Annotated in this window: 18 protein-coding genes; 13 read left to right on the top strand and 5 right to left on the bottom strand. The window is 43.8% G+C overall.

What is annotated here, in order from left to right:
- Positions 1–84 precede the first annotated feature (84 nt).
- The 6 genes from D0466_RS16565 (at position 85) to D0466_RS16540 (ending at position 6340) form a co-directional block, all read left to right on the top strand.
- Entirely contained in the window at positions 85–813 is a 729-nt protein-coding gene (locus tag D0466_RS16565) for an SGNH/GDSL hydrolase family protein (protein WP_117323662.1), read from the top strand.
- Between the two features lie 432 nt (positions 814–1245).
- Positions 1246–1902 (top strand): 5-bromo-4-chloroindolyl phosphate hydrolysis family protein, encoded by a 657-nt coding sequence (locus D0466_RS16560; RefSeq protein WP_117323661.1) that lies wholly within the window; start codon positions 1246–1248, stop codon positions 1900–1902.
- The gene (locus D0466_RS16555; protein WP_117323660.1) at positions 1899–3074 is read left to right on the top strand and encodes a toxic anion resistance protein; all 1176 of its coding nucleotides are present in this window, start codon (positions 1899–1901) and stop codon (positions 3072–3074) included. Before D0466_RS16560 ends, D0466_RS16555 begins: the two co-directional genes overlap by 4 nt.
- Before the next feature lie 688 nt (positions 3075–3762).
- The gene (locus tag D0466_RS16550) at positions 3763–4584 is read left to right on the top strand and encodes a GNAT family N-acetyltransferase (RefSeq protein WP_233522683.1); all 822 of its coding nucleotides are present in this window, start codon (positions 3763–3765) and stop codon (positions 4582–4584) included.
- A 32-nt stretch (positions 4585–4616) separates the two neighbouring features.
- Positions 4617–5726 carry an o-succinylbenzoate synthase gene (gene menC, locus D0466_RS16545; protein WP_117323658.1) on the top strand — a complete coding sequence of 370 codons (1110 nt, stop codon included), beginning with the start codon at positions 4617–4619 and terminating at the stop codon, positions 5724–5726.
- A 191-nt stretch (positions 5727–5917) separates the two neighbouring features.
- Positions 5918–6340: a hypothetical protein gene (locus D0466_RS16540; protein WP_117323657.1), complete on the top strand. Its 423-nt coding sequence runs from the start codon at positions 5918–5920 to the stop codon at positions 6338–6340.
- Positions 6341–6434: 94 nt separating this feature from the next.
- On the opposite strand, the gene D0466_RS16535 is transcribed toward D0466_RS16540, so the two are convergent.
- From D0466_RS16535 to D0466_RS16525, 3 genes are all read right to left on the bottom strand, one after another.
- Positions 6435–6653, bottom strand: coding sequence for a hypothetical protein (locus tag D0466_RS16535; RefSeq protein WP_117323656.1), 219 nt, complete (start codon positions 6651–6653; stop codon positions 6435–6437).
- Between the two features lie 211 nt (positions 6654–6864).
- Complete coding sequence (locus D0466_RS16530) at positions 6865–7326, bottom strand: hypothetical protein (RefSeq protein WP_117323655.1); 462 nt, start codon at positions 7324–7326, stop codon at positions 6865–6867.
- A 22-nt stretch (positions 7327–7348) separates the two neighbouring features.
- Positions 7349–7765, bottom strand: a complete 417-nt coding sequence (locus D0466_RS16525; protein WP_117323654.1) for a hypothetical protein — start codon at positions 7763–7765, stop codon at positions 7349–7351.
- Between the two features lie 111 nt (positions 7766–7876).
- On the opposite strand from D0466_RS16525, the gene D0466_RS23055 reads away from it, so the two are divergent.
- Genes D0466_RS23055 through D0466_RS16505 form a run of 5 tightly spaced genes read left to right on the top strand, consistent with a single transcriptional unit; the run spans position 7877 to position 13078 of the window.
- On the top strand, positions 7877–8095 hold the full coding sequence (locus tag D0466_RS23055; RefSeq protein ID WP_233522682.1) for a hypothetical protein: 219 nt from the start codon (positions 7877–7879) through the stop codon (positions 8093–8095).
- A gap of 20 nt (positions 8096–8115) precedes the next feature.
- Positions 8116–8640: a hypothetical protein gene (locus tag D0466_RS16520; protein WP_233522681.1), complete on the top strand. Its 525-nt coding sequence runs from the start codon at positions 8116–8118 to the stop codon at positions 8638–8640.
- Between the two features lie 51 nt (positions 8641–8691).
- The gene (locus D0466_RS16515; RefSeq protein WP_117323653.1) at positions 8692–8991 is read left to right on the top strand and encodes a hypothetical protein; all 300 of its coding nucleotides are present in this window, start codon (positions 8692–8694) and stop codon (positions 8989–8991) included.
- A 29-nt stretch (positions 8992–9020) separates the two neighbouring features.
- The gene (locus D0466_RS16510) at positions 9021–9401 is read left to right on the top strand and encodes a hypothetical protein (protein ID WP_233522680.1); all 381 of its coding nucleotides are present in this window, start codon (positions 9021–9023) and stop codon (positions 9399–9401) included.
- Between the two features lie 20 nt (positions 9402–9421).
- Positions 9422–13078, top strand: a complete 3657-nt coding sequence (locus tag D0466_RS16505; protein WP_117323652.1) for a cupredoxin domain-containing protein — start codon at positions 9422–9424, stop codon at positions 13076–13078.
- Between the two features lie 220 nt (positions 13079–13298).
- Here the strand turns inward: D0466_RS16505 and D0466_RS16500 are convergent, their stop codons facing one another.
- Together D0466_RS16500 and D0466_RS16495 are read right to left on the bottom strand one after the other, a co-directional pair.
- Complete coding sequence (locus tag D0466_RS16500) at positions 13299–13781, bottom strand: hypothetical protein (protein ID WP_117323651.1); 483 nt, start codon at positions 13779–13781, stop codon at positions 13299–13301.
- A gap of 132 nt (positions 13782–13913) precedes the next feature.
- A complete protein-coding gene (locus D0466_RS16495) occupies positions 13914–14192 on the bottom strand; it encodes a hypothetical protein (protein WP_117323650.1) in 279 nt (92 codons plus the stop codon).
- A 287-nt stretch (positions 14193–14479) separates the two neighbouring features.
- On the opposite strand from D0466_RS16495, the gene D0466_RS16490 reads away from it, so the two are divergent.
- The gene (locus D0466_RS16490) at positions 14480–15535 is read left to right on the top strand and encodes an LSm family protein (protein ID WP_117323649.1); all 1056 of its coding nucleotides are present in this window, start codon (positions 14480–14482) and stop codon (positions 15533–15535) included.
- Between the two features lie 248 nt (positions 15536–15783).
- On the top strand, positions 15784–16087 hold a 304-nt coding region (locus D0466_RS16485), incomplete at its 3' end, for a hypothetical protein (protein WP_158555928.1).

The raw sequence follows: 16087 nt of genomic DNA, 5'->3' as shown, positions 1-16087 counted from the left end.
CAATTGTAGGGAGGATATTTGTGATGGATATAGAAAATGAACAGGGTGTGAAAAAACAGGTATTTTATACCAAGGGGGAATTGGATGAATAGCAAAAGGAAGGCCGCAGGTTTCTTGGTGGCGGGGTCATTATTGTTTGGTTTGCCATTTGCTTCGTATGCAAAACCGCAAACGGCGCCGGTTAAGACGGTACAGTATGTCGCTTTAGGAGATTCATTGGCGGCTGGGCAAACGCCAGAAAGATATCTTGATTATGGGTATCCCGATTATGTTGCAAATACTTTTACGTCAAATAAATACAAACTTGCTGATTTCGACAATTTTGGGGTACCGGGTTATACTTCTTCGCAATTGTTGAATGATGTTACAAAAAGCTCCAAGATTAGAAAAGAAATCAAGGAAGCGACCCATGTTACCATAGACATTGGGGCAAATGACCTTCTGGGCGCAATCCGTACAGATCCTTCCAAGGCTACGGATGCAATTATGGCCGTTTCCAACAATCTACAATCCATTCTGAGCACAATTGACAAACTTAATCCGCGTGTGAAAGTTTATGTGATGGGTTACTACAACCCTTACCCGTATATGCCAAAGGAAGAACAGGCTTCTCTCCTGCCGCTTTTAAATGCCTTGAATTCACAAATTGAGTCGGCTGCCAAAAAAAATCGGGATGTGTTTGTAGCAACAGAGAAGCAAATTGCCAAAAAATATAAAGAGTATATCCCTAACCCGGCAGATATACATTTGAGCAAGACTGGATACAAAGTGGTCGCGGCTGAATTTTGGAAAGCGATTGCAAAAAAGAAGTAAATAGGAATCGAGTTTCATTAAAACCACTAACAGGTTTTTCCTTTAGTGGTTTTTTCATGTCTTTAAAGTCCTACCCAAGGATTTCAGTGTTGATTTAATAGATTATTCTCGATCAGGCGATAGTTTAGACAGCGGAATCGATAACATTGTAAGGGTCAGTCCCCCGAAACGTTAACGCGTTAAAGCACTGGGGGTCTGACCCCGAATACGTTAAAGCGTTAAACCGCTGGGGGTCTGACCCCCTAATTGAAAAATACGCCTTAGGTCTTATAATGCTTTACTTTCTTGGGTCTATAGAAAAAATATCCATTTTCGTGTATTGTTAAGGTGAACATAAGAAATGACATTTTTATACTTTTTTCCTAGCGATTTGAAACCTTTTGGCCATTGATCCGTAGATAATAACAAGAATATGTCAGGAGTCGATATACAATGAACCCATTTATCGCCTTTTTTGCTGGAGTGTTGTTTGCAGTTCCGACCGCTGTCATTGTGTGGCTGGTAAGCTTTTTTGCTTTCAACCAGCCGTTTTTGTCATCGGCCGCCCTTTCACTTGCGGGAGGAACACTCCTAATTTTGTTGGTGCCGGCCTATATTAAACACCGCATGTTAAAGAAGCACGGTTTGAGCAGAAAAGAATATCAATATATCAGCCAAAATTTACGGGAAGCAAAGGTGAAAATTTCACGCTTGAACAAAGCACTTTTTTCCATTCGCCAAATTGCTTCGCTAAAGCAAAATATTGAATTAATACGGGTCATAAGGAAGATATACAGCTTGACCAAAAAGGAACCGAAACGTTTCTACAAGGCGGAACGATTTTATTTTTCCCACTTGGATTCGGCAGTCGAGCTGACAGAAAAATATGTGTTCTTATCCTCACAGCCAAAGAAAAGCCATGAGCTTGAGCAATCATTGATGGAAACCCGCCGTATGATGAATGAAATCAACCGCTCGATTGAGCAGGACCTGTACGGGGTGCTGTCTGATGACATCGATGAACTGCAATTCGAAATAGATGTGGCCAAGCATTCGGTCAATTCAATCAAGAAATCACCATTACATGAAGAAAGCAGGAGTTTAAGATGAATGAAACCAATCCATCCCTGTTGAATAAAACCGCCAGTACGGATTTAATGGATGACTTGCTTTCCAATCCATTCGGGGACAGCCAAGCGGTACCCAATCTTCAAGTCAATGAAGAGAAGCCGGTGCGTCTCATTGACGTCATCCCTGAGGAAAACAGGGCAAAAGCCTATCAGCTTGCAGACCAGATTGACCCGAAGAACCACCAGGCGATGATCTCTTACGGTACGCCTGCACAATCAAAGCTGCTGTCCTTTTCCAATTCGATGCTTGAGCATGTCCAAAAGAAAGATATAGGCCAGGTTGGTGAAATTATCAGTGACTTGATGAGGAAGCTGAACGAAGTAAACCCGGATGAGTTAAAGCCGGAGAAGCCGGGCTTTTTCGGCCGCATGTTCGGGAAGCTGTCAGGCTCGATCCAAGAGGTCCTCTCCAAGTATCAGAAAACGGGTGCGCAGATTGACAGAATCAGCGTAAAGCTCGATACCAGCAAAAATGTCCTGCTTTCTGATATCGTGATGCTGGAAAAATTATATGAAAGCAATAAAGAATATTTTCAGGCGTTGAATGTGTATATCGCTGCCGGTGAACTTAAACTGGAGGAATTGACTGCAAAAACGATTCCTGAGCTAAAAAAAGCAGCAGAAACAACAAACGACCAAATGAAGTTCCAGGAAGTGAACGACATGGTCCAGTTTGCGGACAGGCTGGATAAACGGGTTCATGATTTGAAATTAAGCAGGGAAATTACGATTCAAAGCGCCCCGCAAATCCGCCTGATCCAAAACACAAACCAGGCGCTCGTTGAAAAGATCCAATCATCCATCATGACGGCGATCCCGCTTTGGAAGAATCAGGTTGCGATTGCCCTGACCCTGATCAGGCAGCGCCATGCCGTGGAAGCACAAAAGCAGGTCTCAAAGACAACAAATGAGCTATTGCTCAAAAATGCAGAAATGCTTAAGACCAATACGATTGAAACGGCTAAGGAAAATGAACGGGGCCTTATCGATATCGAAACGCTGAAAAAAACCCAGGAAAACTTGCTCTCTACACTTGAAGAAACAATGCGCATTCAGGAAGAAGGGCGAAACAAACGACGCCAGGCAGAGCATGAACTAGCTTCCATGGAAAACAGCTTAAGGCAAAAGCTTTTGGAAATAAAAGGGGGATAATTCCTCTGTAAATAGCATAAGTATAAGAAGCCTCTGGCCATCAGCCAGGGGTTTTCTTCATTCGTATAAGGAAGAAAAGTTTGATCTTTTTGTGATAAGGTATATTTGAAGGATGGACTGCGCTAAAAAATAAAGAATGAAGGGTTGGCTTCTTTACTTGACGTCATGAAGCAGATTCCTTTTAAATGATTGGTCAAATAAAAATTTGACCGAAGGTCCGCACGTCAAATAAAGCTGCTTGCTTATCTAATTGGGCATCCAAATGGAAGGACCATCATAACCGATTCAGCTGCGTGCAACCAATCATTTCGCATATTACAAGGATATTAAATGCCGCAGACTTATCCGGAGTCATATCCTGGCCTGGGATCTCAATTACTCACTATCGTTTTCGGAAGGCATGCCTTAGACAGGGCAGGAACTTAACAGATTGCTTTATGTTTCAAAATGGTACCCATTTGAACCGATTTTCGCTACGATAGTATGTGTGCCCGTGATTCTCAGACAAAATTACTTCGCATTTTTCGGGCAAGAGATGGATGGTATGGAATTATCGTCTCTTATATCGGGCTTCCATTATTTTTGTTGGCGTTCCTCCCGCCATAAAATCGTGAAGACCAAAAATGGTACCATTAAAAGAGGCTGATTTCAGCCAGGAATAATGATTATTACAGGAGAGAAGGCCATCGTGAAAAAAGACGAGATTGAAATCCGTTCCCTTTATCGGATTGAGGAGCTTGAGGAAGTTAGAAAGCTCGAAGGAAAGATCTGGGGAGCAGAGGATTCCATCCCTACCCATCAAACGATCACTGCTGTGAAAAACGGCGGGATGGTTTTAGGGGCTTATTCTGGCGGGCAGCTGGTTGCATTTCAATACAGCTTTGCAGGCTTTAACGGTAAAATGCCATATCTTTGTTCACATATTTTGGGGACCGATCCCGACTTCCGAAATAAAGGAATTGGCGAAGAATTAAAGCGGGCTCAGCGTGTGGAAGCATTAAAACTTGGCTATTCCCTGATTACCTGGACATACGATCCTTTGGAGAGCATAAATGGTTATTTAAATATTGCCAAGCTTGGGGGTGTGTGCTCCACATATATCCCAAACTGTTACGGGGAAATGGAAGATCTTCTGAACAGCGGGCTTCCTTCTGACCGTTTTCTCGTGGAGTGGCATATTGAAAAGGAAAAAACTGCCGACTTCAATGATGGGGAACTTGGATTGGATTTTATGCTTGCGAACTCCCTGGTTCAATGGCATTGGGATGAAAAAGAGTTGCCGGTTCCTTCTGGCATCCTTCCTTTACCTAAACAAGAACCTGCGTTTGTGGCTATTCCAAAGAATTTCCGGAAAATAAGAGAAACAAGCATGCAAGCCGCGGTGGAGTGGCGAATGAAAACAAGGGCAGTTTTTACTGAGTTATTTGAACGAGGATGGCTAGTTACCGGTTTCCATAAGAATTCGATGGCTGAAATCCCGGTTCAGTTCTATGTCCTTTCGAAAAAATGATGGAGTCATATAGAAAAAGGAGTGCTTCCTTAGTGAAAATTAAACAAGTGGTTATGCGGCAGCTTAAATTGGACCTGCTTTATCCCTTTGTCACCAGCTTTGGAAAGCAATACGACAGAGAGTTTATTCTAATCGAGGCGATAAGCGATGAGGGGATTTCCGGTTGGGCAGAATGCGTGGCGATGGTTGACCCTTTTTATAATGAAGAGACAGTTAAGACAAGCTGGCATCTTCTTGAGGATTTTTTGATTCCAACTCTATTGCAAAATGAAATCGAGCATCCAGATGAAATCTCTGAAAAACTTTTCAGTCACATCCGCGGCAATTATATGGCCAAAGCGGCACTCGAGGGTGCTATATGGGATTTATATGCGAAAAAGCAAAAAGCATCTCTTGCTAGTTTGCTTGGCGGGACAAAAAAGAAAATCGATGTAGGGGTAAGCATCGGAATCAAGGATTCGATTGATTCGACTTTGGAAGTGATTCAAGCCCGCCTTCAAGACGGGTATAAACGTTTTAAACTGAAAATCAAGCCGGGATGGGATATCGAGTTGATCGACAAGGTCCGTAAAGCATATCCGGACATCCCCCTTATGGCAGATGCCAATTCCGCCTATACGTTGGAAGAAATGGACCGTTTAAAGGCGCTTGATGATTATAATCTGATGATGATCGAGCAGCCGCTTGCTTATAACGACATCATCGTCCATGCGGAATTGCAGCCGAAGCTAAAAACACCGATTTGCCTGGATGAGAGCATTCATTCATTGGCGGATGCAAGGAATGCAATCAAGCTGGGCAGCTGTAAAATTATCAATATCAAAATCGGCCGGGTTGGGGGCTTGACTGAATCAAGGAAAATCCATGATCTATGCCAGGAACATGGGATTCCATTATGGTGCGGGGGCATGCTTGAATCAGGCATTGGCCGGGCACATAATATTGCGATTACCTCCCTGCCTAATTTTACCCTGCCTGGAGATACTGCAGCCTCATCCCTTTACTGGACAGAAGATATCATTGAGCCGGAAGTGACTGTCGAAAACGGAACAATCACTGTTCCAGATGCACCGGGAATCGGATATGAACCAAGCCTAGAAAAAATAGCAAAATACACAATGTACACTAAAACATACAAATAAGGGCCGCTAAGGGGGTCAGTCCCCTGATGGATTAACGCATTAACGTAATGGGGGTCAGTCCCCCGATGGATTAAAGTATTAACGTGACGGGGGACTGACCCCGGATCCCTCGGAGCCTTTTGTGTCATGTTAGGAATGTATACATACAATATTCTGTATATATTTTTACTGGTGGTGAGGAGAGATAAGTTTTGTCTTCTTCGGTATGTAATCCAAAGCTGTACTTGGAGGAAATGGCGCAAACACAAGGGTCAAATCAGAAGATTTATTATTCAAGCAAAGTTATCGATTTAAGCAAACAGGTTCAGGCCCAAAAGGAGTCCATTCAACAATTAAAAAGACAACTGATTGGACACGAATCCCTCCAGCATCAAATATTCGAGCATCTGTTCAAGAACCATGAGAAGGAAAATCCTTTTGCTTCACTGCTGTCGCTATTGCCGGAAAATTATCCTGTCGGCAGTATTTTCATAAATGGCAGACAACAAAGGGTAACAAGGTTCTTAAGCATGAACTTTAAAGATAATATTGCGATGTTTCAAGATGGTGAATCGGTAAAGACCTTTGATATCGAGAGTATTGATGGCATTATTTGGGAGCTACCCGGCAGGTGAATGATAAACCGAAAAGAGCGAAAAGCCTTTATGGCGGAAAATTCCTAGCCTTAAAGGCTTAGCCCCCCTTTTTTACAGATGAAGGCTTTTTTGTTCATTCCGCATCAGCTTCACCAAATCCGATCCCATCAATTTTTGCTATGTCTATAACAACCGCCTGGCCATCTTCATCCATAAAATAAGCAAGACCCGTTTCATGATTTTGGTTTAGGAAAGTGCTCACACGAACCGGGACCCCATTTAAATACACTATACCTAAAGGATAGTTAATCGGTAAATTTTTCAAAAAATCCTTTTTGTTATCACGACACATAATATCTCCTCCTCATTATCATGTCAGCCTTATTTCCAGGGATAGTATAATATATTGTTTGCCATATGTTTGGTATAGACTAATATAACTGAAAAGCGGAAAAGGGCAGCCATTCCATTGTAAAAAAACAGCACACCAGCGGTTAAATCATGCTACCAATTGGGGTGCCGTTCAGAGGAATAAAATGCCCTCCCCCTGATTTTTCGTCCTATTATACTCTTAAAGCAAAACACAATAATGAAAATGTTGTCGACAGAAGGATAAAACTGAACAAACCAAAAAACAATATCACGGTCTGTCCGCTGAGGGATGAAACAGGAAGGCTGCAAATGGAAGGATTCATGGTAACTGCACCAATCATGGTTCCCATTATTCCCCCGACTCCCCCGTTAAACAGTCCGGCTATGAAAGATTGCGCATTAACCATAGCACCGAATACAGCACCAATCCCTATCCCCAGAATCATATTGAGCCCGCTAATCACTGAAAAATAATCAGGAAACAACAAAAACAAATTTAGTGCCGTCACCAGGCTTACGATGGTGCTGGCGGTCAACGCTGCAATGAAGGCGAAGCGATCGCTGAATAAGTATTTTGATTTATTAAGATATCGGAAGCCCAGGAACCCAATCAAGCCATTAAAAACGAGTAGACATACAAGAAAGATTTCCATTAACCCGGTCAGCTCCCAACCATTAAGACAATTTTGAGGAGACAAGCACCATTGCAAATGACCCAACAACAAAGACTTCAAGGAAGATCATAAATATCAGGCTGCCGGATGAAGCCGCACCAACCATTGGAGCCATGATTCCCATCAATAGGCCATTAATATGCCCGGTTAAAAGAGTTTGGTAATCAAAAAGTGCCCCAAATAGCACGCCCGCGAGAATCCCTGTTAAAGCTGAAGCGACCGTGATCTCCAAGTAGTGCAATGGAAATTGATTAATCAAAATGACCCCTGTCCCCAACGAAAGCCCCCCTCCGGCAACCATCGCGATATTCATGCCGAGGTGAAACCCAATCAATTTTCTTCGTTTATAGAGATAGATATAGGAAATAAAAGCAATCAGGAAATTAGCATAGAAAAAGACGGCTAACCATTGTTCCATTTATTTCACTCCTCCTCAAGCCAGCATATGATGTCATTCGCCCATGGGTGAATGCACATCTTTTTTTGCCCACACATATAGTGTTCATGAAATAGCACAAGGGGGGATAAGGTGAAACTGAGGATGAGGCTTGATGAGTATACCGCTCTGTTGTTGGAAAAAAGGAAGCATGAAAACAGAACCAAAGATGGGATATATAAGACCAGTGAAGGCATAACTTCACCTCCTGGTGCCACACCTACTGAGGAAATCAGGATTTTTAGCGAGTATATGGAACAGGCGAACCTATTGAAGATCGCGGAGGCAGCTCCCGAAAAAAAAAACCGCTAATGCTGAAGCGATTCTTTAAGATGAAGCGGAATCAACAAGTAGTGATCTATTCAAAAATAGGTGACGAGACGGTGCACACCCTGGGCAAAGTAAACGCCATAGGACGTGATTTCGTAATGGTAACGAATTTGAAGGATCGTATTTGGATTCCTTATCAAGCGATCGAATCAGCTAATATACCCCAAGGAGTTCCAAATTTTTCAAACAGCCACCAATATTTTATATATGACAATGACCTAAAACGGAAACTGCTCTATAACTTCGGGGAAACAGTGTCTAAAAGAGATGCATTGATCCAGCAATTTTACGAAGAATCGTTTGCCACCAATTTACGGTCATGGAAAGATACATGGGTGAAAATAAGGACAGAAACTGACACGTTATTTGGAAAAATAAAGCATGCTGATAAACAAACCTTGCTGCTTTCGTTGTTAAATGAAGAAATGAAAGTAGAGCTGAAACAGATAGCGGGCGTTCAAAGCATACGTTTTTTGAGTCTTGTATCAATAATCGGCAAGAAGCAGATTAAAAAAATGTTTCAATAAAGGTTATTTTTTAAAACTCACTGATAATGCCTGAAGAAAGGAGATGTAAAAATGAAACGGACACATACCAGAAGCGACGAATTATTCGTGGAGCTAAATAACCTGATCGGTGAAAGCATTCTAATTGTCACGGAATCCACACAGTTAAATTTGCTGGGACAGACATTCAGGCCGATTTTTTGCGGACCGATCGTCGAAGTGGAAGGGGGCCATCTTACAATTTTTCCAACAACTATTAAAATATTAAATGCCCCATTCTTTCAATTTCCCACACCATTATCCATTCCACTCGAAAAAATCGCCCACTGGACTCCAAACTTTGATTGTGAAGCCCGAATCCCTCTCACATAAGAAGGAAGGTAAGAAAGGAGGATATCAGCATGGCCCAGCATCACTCTAATCGAAGAAGGCACTCATCTCGGCCCGATGGAAATCCTGAAGCTTTAAGGTCAGATTCATTTGAGCAACAGGGAAGAGCGGTGGATGACAGGCCGATAAATGAGATCCATGATGAGGAGCTCATAAATCATTTTCGGGAAGGTATCGGGAGCAAGGTGTTTGTGCTCTCGCCCTCGTATCCATTTATGTTTATCGGGGAAATTCTTGACGTGGTCGAGGATATGATTGAGATTGCCGTTGAAACGACGCATTTTCAGCCCTTGGAAAACAGGATATGGTTTATCCACGTTCATAACATCGAAGTCTTTTATATTGAACGTCCGGGAGAGCCGAGAATACCGGAATTAAATGATATGACGTAGTAACGAAACGGGGGAAGTCGATGATCAGGCGTTTTCATGTTGTCGCCATTCCAATTCGCATAGTGATTAACAACTTCGGCGATCATAATCCGGATGGAAGGATGTATGTATTAAAGGAAAATCTGTCGAAGGTAAAAGAACTCGTTGATAAAAATCCCTTTACACCTGTAGAGCTTGTTCAGCCGCTTACTATCAGGGCGAATGAAGGGGATATAGTGGAAATCCTTTTTGAAAATCGGCTTAAACTTGCCGCGGGTATGCATTTCCAGGAAGCGGATTATAACGTTTTGACTTCTGACGGGGCAAATGTGGGATTAAATCCAAGCTCGTTAGCTGAGCCTGGAACAACGATCCTGTACACAATCAATACAACTAATGAAGGGATTTATTTTTTTACGGACCTTGGAAATGTGTCCAGTACAGAGCAGGGATCCAGCCTCCAAGCCCTTTTCGGTGCCCTGCTAGTTCAAAGAAGGGGTTCGTGGTGGACGGATCCCGTAACCGGCGGGCCGATTAATAGCGGAGTATATGCAGATGTCCATAATCCGTTTCTGCCTTCATTCCGGGAGTTTGCCTGGTTTTTCCATGATGAAATGGAAGTGGATGATATAACCGGAAACCGGCCAATCCACCCTGTGACCGGACAGGATGTGGATTCGTTTCATGGTGTGAATTACCGATTCGAGCCGTTATATAATCGGAAAAGGCTGATCGAAGAAGGTGTTGTCAGCCCGGATGTGGATGGGGAAGAGGTTCACCATGATTCTTGGGTGTTCGGTGATCCGGCGACACCGATCTTACGCGGCTACAGAGGCGACCCCACTAGGATACGGTTAATTCATGCAGGTGTTAAGGAAACACACACCTTTCACTACCATGTGCATCAGTGGCTAAAAGATCAAACGAATATCCATTCTGAACTTGTGGATGTTCAGGCGATTAGCCCTCAATCGCATTACAATGTGCAGCCACTATATGGAATGGGGAGCTTGTCGGGAAGCATTGGGGATGTAATCCTCCACTGCCATTTGTACCCGCACTTTGAAGCTGGGATGTGGGGAATCAACCGTATATTCGATACGCTCCAGAATGGCAGCCAATGCTATCCGAACGGCATACCGATTGCTCCGCTTCAGCCCTTGCCTGACAGGCCCTGTCCGCCAAAGCCAACGAAGGAAAAGCCCGGTTTTCCTAATTTTATTCCCGGTAAGGTTGGATGTAAGGCTCCAAGGCCGCCGCTTGGTATCGTCGGTGGCAGGGAAATGACAGAGCTTGAAAGAAATGCAGCCGTCCCGAATGCAAGGCCGGGAGCGGTTTTTACCGATTCGTGCCTTGGAAATCCGGTGGTCGTAGAATTTGATGTCTCTGTGATTGAAATGCCGGTCGTTTACAATAAAGCCGGCTGGAATGATCCAAAAGCAAGATTTTATGTACTCGATAAAGACCTTGATGATGTTCTCTCGGGAAGAAAAGAACCCGAACCTCTTGTGCTCCACATGGAAGCCGGCTCTTGCATCAGGATGAATTTTACCAACCGGATGCCACATGTCCTGGATGGAGACGCGTTCCAGCTTGTGACAAGAACCTATGAATGTGGATTTCATGTTCACTTCGTAAAGTTTGATGTCCTTGTTTCAGATGGTTCAAATGTAGGCTGGAATTATGACAGTTCCGTCCTGCCTGGTGAGACGATCCGGTATGAGTGGTTTGCAGAGTCGGAATTAAAGGCGTTTTTTTTCCATGATCACCTATTCCCTGTTTCTTACCAGCAACACGGGGTGTTTGGTGCAGGCTGTGTTCAGCCGCGTTTTTCCAAGGTATTGGATTCACGAACCGGTGAGGAGACAGACCGGGGGGCACAGGTTACCGTGGTGAATCCAATCATTCCTGATTACCGGGATTTCGCTTTATTTGTCCAGGATTTCACATTACTGTTCGATAAAGATGGCCGACCGATTGAACCGCCGGATTTTCCGGGTTCAACGGATGACCCTGGAATATTTGCCGTCAACTATAAAAATGAGCCACTGCAATTCCGCCTCGGCAAGGATTGCGACCCGGCTTATTCATTCAGCTCGTTTGTGGGAGGAGATCCCGTTACGCCGATTTTGCGCGCTTATGGGGGCGATCCGATTCGGGTTCGGCTGTTGCAGGGCGCCCATGAGGAATCCCACAGCTTCGTTATGCATGGTTTGAAGTGGAAATCGGAGCACCCGGATAACGATTCTGTCCTCAGGGACCAACAGCATATCGGAATTGCAGAGTCATTTACTCTTGAGCTGGGAATCCCAAAGGCAGGCGATTATTTGTGGGCGTTCGAGACGGAGGAAGATGTCTGGAATGGCACATGGGGATTGGTTCGAGCGTTTGACCACGAAGTGGATGACCTTATCCCCCTTATCGACCGGCCATGGCCTCCCCGCAGGAGAAGCGCCCTGCCTGAAGTAACTGGTGAGCCACCTGCCCTTGCCGATCCGCAAAGTACCTTGCCTCCTGATTTGGCAGATTTTCCTGAGGGCGCACCGATTCGACGCTTTCGTGTTGTCGCGTTCCAAACCCCGATTATTTATAATTCCTATGGGGACCACGACCCTTATGGCATTGTTTTTGCCCTGGAAGAGGATGTGGAGGATATCCTGTCAGGAAGAAAGAATCCGGAGCCGCTTGTTTTGAGGGGAAATACTGGTGATCTTGTTGAAGTTACCTTAACAAGCCGGTTAAGATTTGAATTATTCCCCTTCCCGGACGGCATCCATCCGTATCCACCAGTGAAGGAACAGGCCTTTTATCCTCCTTCAGTACGTATTTCAATGCATCCAAGCAGTTTGCTTGATTATGATGTGACGACATCAAGCGGGGATACTGTCGGGTTCAATCCGGATCAAACGGTCGGTCCCGGTGAAGAAATTACGTATCGCTGGCATGTCGGTGATGCAGTTGGCACCTGTGCTTTATGGGATATGGCGGATTTGCGAAATCACCGTTCATTTGGAACCTTTGGGGCGTTTATAGCAGAGCCCCGTTTTACGAGATACCTTGACCCAAATACGCTGGAGCCTGTCAGTACGGGCACGAGTGTCATCCTTAGGAACCCGTTATTGCCGACTACAAGAGAATTTGTGTTAATCATGCATGATGGTTTAAGGCTGGAAGATAAAGCTTGCATATTAATAGTTGATCCGATGGCAGGTATCGTGCCGGAACCGGAGGAATTTGACATAGCGGATACCTATGATAACGGTTCCCGCGGTTTTAACTATCGCACGGAAAGACTTATTAACCGCTTTCGGGACCACCCTGTGTTAGCAGACTTATTCAGTTCAAAAGTATTTGGCGACCCGGCGACCCCTGTTTTTGAAGCATATCCGGGCGATCCGGTAACCGTGCGTCTTGCGAATCCATCCGAGCGGCGCAGATCGCATACCTTTCATATTCATGGCCACCAATGGAAGTTCAACCCGCTTGATGTATTTTCCCGGAACGTTTCATTCGTCGGTCATAGTGTCGCGGGAGCAACAGATGACTTATTCCTTATTGGCGGCGCTGGCGGTATTTTGAACTTCCCAGGAGATTATATGTATCGGTCTGGAAATGTCCGGTGGGATATCGAACAGGGAATGTGGGGAATTATTCGGGTCCATGGCAAGCCTCAGCCGCACTTGCCATTGTTGGAATGATAGTTATAGTCCAGGTGCAATCAGCCCGGAAAGGTTAACTTCGGACATTTTTCCCGAGTTTGGCGTATAGCCATTGCAGAGCGTATAGCAATTGCAGAGCGTATAGCCAGATTAGGAGCATATAGTCCCGCACCTATAGTCAATTTCGCATTAAGAAACGATGTTGCCATCAACATCGTTTCTTAGTGCTACATATAAATCTCCACCCCCTAATATTTTCTTACAACGATTCCACGAATTTAATTTTTTCAAAAGGAATGATGCGGAACTTCCCTTTGCAGCCACAATCTTCTTTCACTCTTCTATTTTTCTTTTCTTTAAGCATCATGACCTCTATAAAATCTGTTCCGACATGGTCAATTCTGGCTTCTATTTCCTCATCTTCACACTCAATTTTGACATCATGGTCAAGCAGCTGGCGCAATCTAAAGGCCAATCCGCTTTGCAATCCGGCTAACCGGAGGTGGAAACGGTCCCCGCATAGGAAGCGCCTATCGAAGCATTTGTCGAATCGATTCTCAAAACGATTTTCAAATCTTTCCTCAAAATCATCCTCGAAACACTCGTCAAATCTCTCTTCAAATCTTCTGCCAAATTCAGGTGAAACATGGTCATGCTGATGAACATCTTTACTTTCGCACTTCTTTCGGTTTTGGCGGAACTTTCTGCATTCAGAACAGTTACAATGACGGTTCCTGCTCATTTACTCTTCCTCCTTCAATTTTTCTTTAACAGCCGTCAGAATCTCTATTTAGTTTAGTGGTATCCAAGAGACTATTTTGATTGATTTTCAGCAAACTGTGTTATGAAGAGGTTAAAGCGCTGCGCCTCTTCATTACTGAAGTCTCCAACTGTCCAAGGCAAGGGAACTATGTTTAAACAATTTGCGGTTTTTTAGAGGCGGCAATAAGCGAGCTTCTTTTACCAATTTGTCGATTTCTGGCAGGGATGTGAAGAATTTGTCGATGATTTCCACTGGATTATCCTTGTCAAAGAACCTTATTAAACAAGCAGAGGCACAGCACGGACCCAAGAATGTTTCCAGCTCCCGATGCCGCCTTGTAAAGCCGTGATGGGTCTTTCCGCAACTCGCACAATGCTGGAAATCTGTCATTTTCAACCTAACTCCTTCCAACAAGTTAGTAATATACTATGTGAGACATTTTTACCTGAATAAGCATCAGCCCTCTTGAGTGAAAATTTATATGGGCAATTGTGTGTTTAACCAACTCTCAAGGTACCCCCGCTGTACCGGTAACATAATATGAACTGTGAATGATAGTCACGTGGCGAAATCTGATTGTTGATTCCAGTTGTTAACGCAAAATTTATGCAAATTAGGCTGTTTTTTTCACAAGAATATATAAGAATCGTTTTTCCTGGCAGATGGGAGGTGACCAAGTGAAAAGAAGGAAACGTAAAAAGGAAGGTATCCGTTGTCCGGAAATTGTCGCGCCCAATGCTCCTGATGATTTTTGCATCCCGGAACTTTGCTGCCCCGACTGTCTGGAAACTCCTAAATTTCCTTCTCCCACGTCTTGCCTCCCAGAGGCGGAGACAGAAGAGCTTGAGGAAAGAATTGATGCCGCAAATGAATTGCTGTTGGACTTGGCGTTATCCAATGAACGGTCCGAAGAAGGACTGATGCGGGCTTTTGAAGGATTATCAGGACAGTGGGTCGAGCTGAAAATCGGCGAAGAACCTGATGAAGAGGAACAAGCGGAAGAAGAGCAAGCCGATGAAGGCGTTACATCCCGCGAAATAGGAGAAGCCGGACTAAATCGTTCTCCCCGTGCAAGGAAAGCCGCATCATTTCCAGGGAATTCGAACACCTTGCCGCAAGAAGAGGTAACGACGTCCCGTTCAACTGGTACACTGCTTCTCGACGAGCCGGACATAGCCGAAAAGAAACCGGTTCGAAAAGGAGTGAAAAGAAAAAATAAAATATATATTAGATGGCAAAAAGCAAAAAAGCGGAAGTCAAACAGGGGTCTTCAAGAGCAGGAACCAAGCCAGCAAGAAACGGCCAGTGACGAAAGTGTAATTTTAATGGGTAGAGTAGAAGTTGTTGGCAAAGATTTTGTGATGTTAAAGGATGACATGAAGGAATTCCTGATCCCATTTGCCCAAATACGATTTATTAAACTTCAAAACCGTTTCGTGCACCGGCCCCATGAACCAGAGTTGTTAGATATCGATCCATGTTTGCGAAGATCGATAACCTTCAATTTCGGGGAAACAGTTGCCTCCTCACCGGAATTAATCCGGATCTTTTTTAAACTGAATCTCAGTATCTTTTTATTGCTGCAATTACGGAAACTAGTAAAGATCCAGCTTAAAGATGAAGTGTTTGTAGGGATTGTGGATGAGGTTAGTGAAGAATCAGTTGGCCTGCAGATGGAAAATGGAAAATTAAGGGAGATACCATTCCGTTCCATTTTATTTATGACGATTTAACACTCACACATGAGTTTCAACAACCCTTGCATGGCAAGGGTTATACATAAGACATCAGTTTTGTTTCCCATAGATAAAACAAGAGGGGATAAGAGTGTATTTTTTCAATTCATGTCATTTGCCGTTTCAGCTTGTCCTTCAAAACGTATGATATAGCATACCGTTTCAGAAGGGGGAAGACAAAATGGGTTATTACAGCCACAAGGAGCATTGTTACTATTGTCATTGCAGTTATTTAAAAAACTACTATGATAGCCACAAGAAATATTACTATGATTCCTGCAAAAAAGACGATCAGGGTTGGGATAAAGATAAAAAAGAATGTCATGACTGCAAAAAGCATTACTGGTGTGACAAGGAGCATTATCATTGGTGGAAGAAATATTATTGGGAGCATTGTAAGAAATATGACCATGATTCCCATAAAAAAGACGATTATGATTGGGGGAAAGAAAAGGAAAAGCATAACTGCAAGAAGCACTACTGGTATGACGAGGACCACTATGATTGCTGCAAGAAACATGATTGGGATCCTTGCAAAAAACATGACCA

The sequence above is a fragment of the Peribacillus glennii genome (assembly GCF_003429105.1).
Taxonomy (GTDB): Bacteria; Bacillota; Bacilli; order Bacillales; family DSM-1321; genus Peribacillus; species Peribacillus glennii.
The sequence above is the reverse complement of the archived record's forward strand: the minus strand, read 5'-3'. Positions and strand labels throughout refer to the sequence as shown.